Origin of the sequence: Phenylobacterium sp., from assembly GCF_031412415.1 — a bacterium.
Taxonomy (GTDB): domain Bacteria; phylum Pseudomonadota; class Alphaproteobacteria; order Caulobacterales; family Caulobacteraceae; genus Phenylobacterium.
This window is the reverse complement of record NZ_JANOCX010000341.1, coordinates 1-7,502: the sequence shown is the minus strand read 5'-3', so window position 1 is coordinate 7,502 and position 7,502 is coordinate 1. Positions and strand designations below refer to the sequence as shown.

Annotated in this window: 5 protein-coding genes, 3 pseudogenes and 1 riboswitch; of the genes and pseudogenes, 2 read left to right on the top strand and 6 right to left on the bottom strand. The window is 68.0% G+C overall.

All coding sequences use genetic code 11. The annotated features are described in order from the left end of the window. The 4 genes and pseudogenes from RMO04_RS16500 to gcvT form a co-directional block, all read right to left on the bottom strand. A pseudogene (locus RMO04_RS16500) lies at positions 1–284 on the bottom strand (aminomethyl-transferring glycine dehydrogenase subunit GcvPB); the annotation flags it as partial. Beyond that, the gene (gene gcvPA, locus RMO04_RS16495) at positions 281–1,627 is read right to left on the bottom strand and encodes an aminomethyl-transferring glycine dehydrogenase subunit GcvPA (protein WP_309645862.1); all 1,347 of its coding nucleotides are present in this window, start codon (positions 1,625–1,627) and stop codon (positions 281–283) included. The gene gcvPA and the pseudogene RMO04_RS16500, both read right to left, overlap by 4 nt. A 5-nt stretch (positions 1,628–1,632) precedes the next feature. Continuing rightward, positions 1,633–1,998, bottom strand: coding sequence for a glycine cleavage system protein GcvH (gene gcvH, locus RMO04_RS16490; protein WP_309645861.1), 366 nt, complete (start codon positions 1,996–1,998; stop codon positions 1,633–1,635). A gap of 14 nt (positions 1,999–2,012) precedes the next feature. Then, positions 2,013–3,125 carry a glycine cleavage system aminomethyltransferase GcvT gene (gene gcvT / locus RMO04_RS16485; RefSeq protein WP_309645860.1) on the bottom strand — a complete coding sequence of 371 codons (1,113 nt, stop codon included), beginning with the start codon at positions 3,123–3,125 and terminating at the stop codon, positions 2,013–2,015. 169 nt (positions 3,126–3,294) lie between these two features. Continuing rightward, positions 3,295–3,388: riboswitch (glycine riboswitch) on the bottom strand. Positions 3,389–3,506: 118 nt separating this feature from the next. Here gcvT and RMO04_RS16480 point away from each other — a divergent pair. After that, positions 3,507–4,541 (top strand): alpha/beta hydrolase, encoded by a 1,035-nt coding sequence (locus RMO04_RS16480; RefSeq protein WP_309645859.1) that lies wholly within the window; start codon positions 3,507–3,509, stop codon positions 4,539–4,541. A gap of 21 nt (positions 4,542–4,562) precedes the next feature. On the opposite strand, the pseudogene argS reads toward RMO04_RS16480, so the two are convergent. Together argS and RMO04_RS16470 are read right to left on the bottom strand one after the other, a co-directional pair. Further along, positions 4,563–6,362, bottom strand: a pseudogene (argS, locus tag RMO04_RS16475) (arginine--tRNA ligase); the annotation flags it as partial. Further along, on the bottom strand, positions 6,359–7,042 hold the full coding sequence (locus RMO04_RS16470) for a Tat pathway signal sequence domain protein (RefSeq protein WP_309645858.1): 684 nt from the start codon (positions 7,040–7,042) through the stop codon (positions 6,359–6,361). The gene RMO04_RS16470 and the pseudogene argS, both read right to left, overlap by 4 nt. 126 nt (positions 7,043–7,168) lie before the next feature. Here RMO04_RS16470 and ispH point away from each other — a divergent pair. Further along, positions 7,169–7,502: pseudogene (gene ispH, locus RMO04_RS16465) on the top strand (4-hydroxy-3-methylbut-2-enyl diphosphate reductase); the annotation flags it as partial.

The following is a 7,502-nucleotide window of genomic DNA, read 5'->3' as shown; positions in this document are numbered from 1 at the left end:
GCCAGGTCGATGGCGTGGTTCTTTTGGCTGAGCCGCACGTAGTGGCGCATGGTCTCAGGCTCGGAGAGTCCCGGCAGGCCGATGGGCGCGGTCCGCACCAGATCGCCCAGGTCGGAGGCATCCTGCGCCGCGGGCGCCAGGTCGACGCCGGTCTTGTTCCAACCGCCCATCTCGAAGATCAGGGCCTCGTCCTGCAGCAGGCCACGGGCGCCGGTCAGCGACTGGTGTTCGGTCTCGTTGGCCGCTTGCGGACGGGTGGGTCGACCCACGTTCTGCATGGTCATTGGCCGGTCCTCCGGGTGAGCGCCGCAGCGAAGGCCGCGATGTCCTGGCGGGTGGTGGTTTCGGTGGCGGCGACCAGCAGGACGTCGTCCACGCCGGCCTCCGGCGCCAGGCGAGAGAAGGGCACGCCGGCCACGATCCCGTCGGCCAGCAGGGCCTCGACCGTGGCGGTGGCGTCACCCTTCACGCGGAGGGCGAACTCGTTGAAGAAGCGCGGCGTCAGGATCTCGACGCCGGGAACCTTCGCCAGGGCGTCGCGCAGCTCGCGGGCCTTGGAGTGGTTGAGCTCGGCGAGATCGCGCAGGCCTCGCTCGCCCAGCAGCGACAGGTGGATGGTGAAGGCCAGGGCGCAGAGACCCGAGTTGGTGCAGATGTTCGAGGTCGCCTTCTCGCGGCGGATATGCTGCTCGCGGGTCGAGAGCGTCAGGACGAAGCCGCGACGGCCCTCGGCGTCCACGGTCTCGCCGCAGAGCCGGCCGGGCATCTGGCGGACAAGCTTCTCGCGGCAGGCGAAGAGGCCGACATAGGGGCCGCCGAAGTTCAGGCCGTTGCCGATCGACTGGCCCTCGGCGACGGCGATGTCCGCGCCCATCTCGCCGGGCGACTTCAGCAGGCCGAAGGACACCGTCTCGGTGGTGACCACGATCAAGAGGGCGCCGGCGGCATGGGCGGCTTCGGCGATCCTGGTCACGTCGGTGACCACACCGAACACGTTGGGGGTCTGGACCACGACGCAGGCGGTCTCAGCGTCGATGGCCTCGATCACCGCGGCCTCGGCGTCGATGGCGGCGGGCAGTCGGGTGATGTCCATACCCTCGGCATGGGCGATGGTCTGGGTGGTCGCGGCGTAGTGGGGGTGCAGACCGCCCGAGACGACGGCCTTCTTTCGGCGGGTGACCCGCTGGGCCATCATCACCGCCTCGGCGCAGGCCGTGGAGCCGTCGTACATGGAGGCGTTGGCCACATCGAGGCCGGTGAGCGCGGCGACCTGGGTCTGGAACTCGAACAACACCTGCAGCGTGCCCTGGGCGATCTCGGGCTGATAGGGCGTGTAGCTGGTCAGGAATTCCGAGCGCTGGATCACGTGGTCGACGGTGGCCGGCACGTGATGGCGATAGGCGCCCGCGCCGCAGAAGAACGGCCCCGCGCCGGCTGGACGGTTCATGGCGGCCAGGGCCGAAAGCTCCCGCTCCACCTCTAGCTCGCCCGCATGCAGGGGCAGGTCGAACAGATCGGCCTTGCGCGCGGCGGCGGGGACGTCGGCGAACAAGTCGTCGATCGAGCTGACGCCGATGACGCCCAGCATCTCGGCGCGGTCGGCGGGGGTAAGCGGGAGGTAGCGCATGGGTCTTACAGGGTCCCCAGGAAGTCTTCGTAGGCGGCGCGATCCATCAAGGCCTCGTACTCGGCGCTGTCGGCGACCTTGATCTTGGCGAACCAGCCGGCCTTTTCGGGCTGGTCGTTGACCGTCTCCGGCGCATCGCCCAGGGCGGTGTTGCCTTCGACCACCTCGCCCGAGATCGGGGCGTAGACGTCGGAGGCGGCCTTGACGCTCTCGACCACCGCCAGGCCGTCGCCGGCCTTCACGGTCTTGCCGGGCTCGGGAGTCTCGACGAACACCACGTCGCCCAACTGGTCGGCGGCGTAGGCGGTGATGCCGATGGTGGCCACGTCGCCCTCGAGGGAGACCCACTCATGGTCCTTGGTGAAACGCATCTGGGCGGTCCTCTTCAGAGCTTGCGGATGTAGCGGTGGGGAACGAAGGGCATGGCGGTGACTTCGGCCGCCTGCGGTTTGCCCCGGACAATGACGTTCAGCTTCGTGCCGACGACCGCCAGGGCAGGCGGCACGAAGCCCATGGCGATGGGCTTGCCCAACGAGGGCGAGAATCCGCCGGAGGTGACGACGCCGATCACCGTCCCCGCTTCGTCGGCGATCTCCGCGCCCTCGCGGGCCGGGGCGCCTTGCAGGACGGTCAGGCCGACGCGCTTGCGGGTCACGCCCTCGGCGAGCTCCTTGGCGATGCGGGTGGCGCCAGGGAAGTCGCGAGCGTCGCGGCGCTTCTTGGAGACGGCGAAGGCCAGGTCGGCCTCGATGGGGCTGACGCTGTCGTCGACGTCATGGCCGTAGAGCGGCAGACCGGCTTCCAGCCGCAGGCTGTCGCGGGCGCCCAGGCCGATCGGGCGGACCCGCTCGTCGGACAGCAGCAGGTTCCAGACCCGCTCGGCCTGATCGGCCGGCACGGAGATCTCGTAGCCGTCCTCACCCGTGTAGCCCGAGCGCGAGACGATGACGTCGGTCCCGAAGGCCTCGAAGGACGCGGAGTCCATGAACACCATCTTCGCCGCCTGCGGGGCGTGAGCGGCCAGGACCTCGGCCGCCTTCGGACCCTGCAACGCCATCAGCGCGCGGTTCTCCAGGCGTTCGATCCGCACCTGACCGGCCAGCTCGTTGTCGATGATCTTGAAGTCGTTGTCCTTGCAGGCGCCGTTGACCACCACGAACAGGCCGTCGTCATCGGGCCGCGCGGCCATCAGGTCATCGATGATCCCGCCCTTCTTGTTGAGCAGGACGGAGTAGCGCTGCTTGCCGGGCTTCAGGCCGATGAAATCGCCCGGGGTGATCTCCTCGAACGCCGACAGGGGCGAGACCCCGCGCAGGCGGGCCTGACCCATGTGAGAAACGTCGAACAGGCCCGCGTTCTCACGCGTCCAGAGATGTTCCTTGAGGACACCGTCCTTGTACTGCACGGGCATGGAGTAGCCGGCGAAGGACACCATGCGCCCGCCCGCGGCGATGTGCGCGGCGTTGAGCGGCGTGGTCTTCAGGGTCTCGTCGGACAATCTCGGACTCCGGCTGATGATTCCGCGCGCGCGCGAGGCTCCGCCCCGCAACGCATGCGCCCCCGCTGTCCCTGATGCCTGAGAGATTTAGAGTCTTCCGAACGACGGACGACCCCCTGCTCCTTCGGCGAGCGCCCTCGAACGGGGGCGCCTACTTTCCAGCGTTCATCAGCTCCGCGCGGTCCTTTTGCCTGAGCGTTTCCGGGGCGGTTGCGCCTTCGGCTCCGGACCCCGAAGGGCCCGATCTCTCCCGCGAGAGTCGGCGCGAACCTGTTCGATCACCGGGGCTTAGTCAACGCGCAAAGTCGCGCGGGACCGGAACGTCGGTCGTCCTGCGCCGTTCGGATCGCGAGAGATCATCCCAAATCCCAAAGGTTCACCATGTCGATACTCGATCGCATCTTCGGCCATTCCGACAAGCGCAACATCAGCGGGGGCGAGGCCGCGGCCGACTCCGACATGCGCAAGGTCATCGAGGCCTTTCTTGAGCTGAACCCTCAGCCCATCGAGATGCTCACCCCGGAAGAAGCCCGCCGCCAACCCAGTCCAGCCGATGCGGCCATGAAGCTGCTGCGCGAGCGCGGGACCGATAGGATCGCCGACCTGGACGTGCTGACGCAGGACATCACCTATCCCGGCGCGGCCGGTCCCCTGCCCGCCCGCATCTACCGCATGCACGAGAGCGAGAAGCTGCACCCGGTCGTGGTGTATTTCCACGGCGGCGGATTCGTTATCGCAGACATCAACACCTATGACGCCGGCCCCCGCGCTATCGCCAAGTTCGGCGATGTGATCGTGGTGTCGTGCCACTACCGTCAGGCTCCGGAGAACAAGTTCCCCGCCGCTCACGACGACGCCTTGGCCGCCTACAAGTGGGTGCTGGAAAACGCCCAGACCTTCGGCGGCGATCCGCAGCGGGTGGCCGTCATGGGCGAGAGCGCGGGTGGGAACCTGGCGGCCGCGGTGTCGATGATGGCCCGTGATCAGGGCGTTCGCGCGCCCAGCCACATGGCCCTGATCTATCCCGTCGCCGGCATCGACATGGACACGCTTTCGTATCGCGAGAACGCCGAGGCAAAGCCGCTCAACAAGGCGATGATGGAGTGGTTCGTGAAGCACATCTTCGCCAATCCGGAGGACGCCAAGGACCCCCGGATCAATCTGGTCGAGGCCGACCTGCGCGGCCTGCCGTCAGCCACCATCGTCACCGCAGAGATCGACCCGCTGTGCTCCGAGGGCGAACTGCTGGCCGAGCGGCTGGAGGCCCAGGGCGTCGAGGTGCGCCATAAGACCTTCCATGGCGTGACCCACGAGTTCTTCGGGATGGGCCTGGTGGTCAAGGACGCCGCCGCCGCCGAAGCCTTCGTGGCGCACGAGCTGAAGCGGGCGTTCGGCACGGCGATCCTGCCGATCTGACGGGCGAGTCGCCGCGCCCGACATCCGGTCGGGCGCGGCGATGCCGAGTAGGTCCCGGGCCAGCACCAGCAGGGGCAGCGTGGCTTGGGGCCCCGCCAGGCGAGAGGCCCGAACCGGCGGCTCGGCGCTCATGATCGGGCAGGCGGCGTAGAACCGCGAGAAGCCCTGGGCCAGCTTGTAGGCGTGCTCAGCCAGGAAGTTCGGCGCCTTCTTGTCATAGGCGTCTGTCACGGCCTGATCGAAGGCGTCGAGCAGCAGGACCAGATCACGCTCAGCGGGCTCGGAGACCGCGATCTCGCCGGCTTCGACCCCCTCGTCGCCGGCGCGACGCAGCACCGACTTCACCCGAACCGCCTGGTACAGCAGGTACGGACCCGTCTTGCCCTCGAAGCTGGAGAAGCGGTCCAGGTCGAAGACGTAGGACGTGCCGCGGAAGTTCTGCAGGTCGGCGAACTTCAGCGCCGCGACGGCGACCTTGTTGGCCGTGTCCTCGAACGCCTCGGGCGCGAGTTCGGCGCCCAGACCCGCCTCGTGCAGGCGCTCGCGCGCCTTGTCGCGGGTCATGACGATCATGTCGTTGAGCTTCAGAACCCCACCTTCGCGGGTCTTGAAAGGCTTGCCGTCGACGCCGTTCATGGTGCCGAACCCGACATGCTCCAGCATGCCCTCGGTCACGTAGCCCGCGATCTGGGCGGCGCGGAACACGATCTCGAAGTGGTCGGCCTGACGCTGGTCGACCACATAGAGCACGTGGTCGGGGCCGAAGCTGGCGTTGCGGTCGACGATGGTGGCGAGGTCGGTCGTGCCGTACATGGCCGAGCCTTCCGACGAGACCACGAGCAGCGGCGGCAGCTCGCGCTTGTCGCCCTGGCGGGTCACCCGGATGATCCGCGCGCCCTGGTCGTCCACCAGCAGGCCCTTGGCGTCCAGTTCCTCGACCATCGGCGCGATCAACAGGTCGACGTCGCTCTCGCCCTTCCACAGATCGAAGTCGACGCCCAGCGCGTGGAAGTCGCGCTCAAGCGCCACGCGGGTCACCTTGGCGAAATGGCGCCACAGGGCGAAATGTCCCGGCTTGCGGGCCTGGAGCTCGGCGGTGAGTTTGCGGGCTCGGTCACGGTAGTCGGGCTCGCCCTTGCCGCGCGCCGCGGCCTGCGGATAGAGCCGGTCCAGGTCGGAAAGACTCACATGGGCTTCGAAGACAGCCACGGCGTCGGCCTCGACCCCGGTCCCGTCGTTCAGCGCGTCCACCGCGGCCTTCACGGCGGCATTCTCGTCGGTCACCGCGCCGATCAGCAGACCCATCTGATAGCCCCAGTCGCCGAAGTGGGCGTCGCCGACAACGGTGTCGCCCCGGAACCGGTAGATACGCTTGACGGACTCCCCGATGATCGAAGAGCGCAGATGGCCGACATGCATCGGCTTGGCGACGTTGGGCCCACCGTAATCGACCAGGATCTTGCGCGGCGCGGCTAAGGGCTCGGCGCCCAGGCGCGGGTCGGCGGCGATCTCGCGGGCGCGTTCGGCGAGCGCCGCGTCGCTGAGCTTCAGGTTGATGAAGCCCGGTCCCGCGATCTCGACCGAGCTCAGCCGGAAGCCAAGTGTGACCTTGTCGAGGACCGCGAGGTGTTTGCAAATCTCTTCGGCCACTTCGCGCGGATTGCGGCCCGCGCGCTTGGCGGCCGGCAGGGCGCCGTTGCATTGGAAGTCGGCGAGATCGGGCCGGTCGGATGGCGTCACGCGGCCAAGCTCGGCCGGCAGTCCCGCCGCGGCGAAGGCGGCCCCGACCGCTTCGCTCAGGCCCCGCTTTAGATCGCTCATGGACGTTCGGAAGCGCCCGCGACCGTGGTCGTGCCGGCGTTGACGCGGAATCGCTTGCCGTCACGGTTGAAGGCGGCCATCTGCGGCGTCACGTCGAAGCCGACCAGGATCTCGAAGTTAGCGCCGCTGGTGGTGTTGGTGGCGCGCGGGATCGTGACCTGACCGATCTCCTCGGTGGCGTAGACCCGGTCCTGGCCTTCGGCGAACTTCACCGGCAGGTCGAAATATTGCTTCGTGATGACGCTGTCGTTGCGCTTCGTGACCGCGATCCAATAGCGGTAGGTCTTGGTGTCGCTGGTCGCCTGCGGGCCCTTGCCCAGCTCGAACAGCACCTCCATCGTCACCTTGATCGGATCATCGTCCTTGTACTGGCAGCCGGCCGATATGCCTTGGATCTCGCCCGAGTAGGCGACATTGGCCGAGGCCTCGCGACCTTCTTTGAACTCCACATAGCGCGCGGCGTCGTAGAGGACCTTCACAAAGGGGCAGGGTCCGGCGTTGCGCAGAGCCGGAAGCGGCGCCTGTACGTCGCTCCACTCGCTGTCGCGCTTTTTCTTCTTCGCCGCTTCCTGCTCCTGGCGCTGCTCGTCGCTGGGACGGCGCTGCTGGGCGGCGGCGAGCTCGGGAAGCGCTGTGACCGCCAGGGAAAGGCCGGCGGCGAGCAACAGGGAACGGCGCATGGGGGTCGTCCAAACAAGGAGGGTCGAGAGCCTGAACCGGCCCCCGCGATCGGTCCCTACTAATGGCTATCGAATGCGGCCGCAACGCGGCTGGCGGCGGAGCCCGCGAGCCCCTAGTTTGTCGCCATGTTGCAAGACCCCCGCCCACGTCGTCCCCTCACGGTCCTGCTGGCCACGCCGCGCGGCTTCTGCGCGGGCGTCGACCGCGCCATCCAGATCGTCGAGCGCGCCATCGAGAAGTACGGCGCGCCGGTCTATGTGCGGCACGAGATCGTGCACAATCGCTATGTGGTGCAGGGTCTCGAGACGCTTGGGGCGGTCTTCGTGCGCGAGGTGTCGGACGTGCCGGCGGACGGCCAACCCGTGGTCTTCTCCGCCCACGGCGTGCCGAAATCCGTGCCGGCGGAGGCCGCGGGGCGCGATCTTCTCTATCTCGACGCGACCTGTCCGCTCGTCTCAA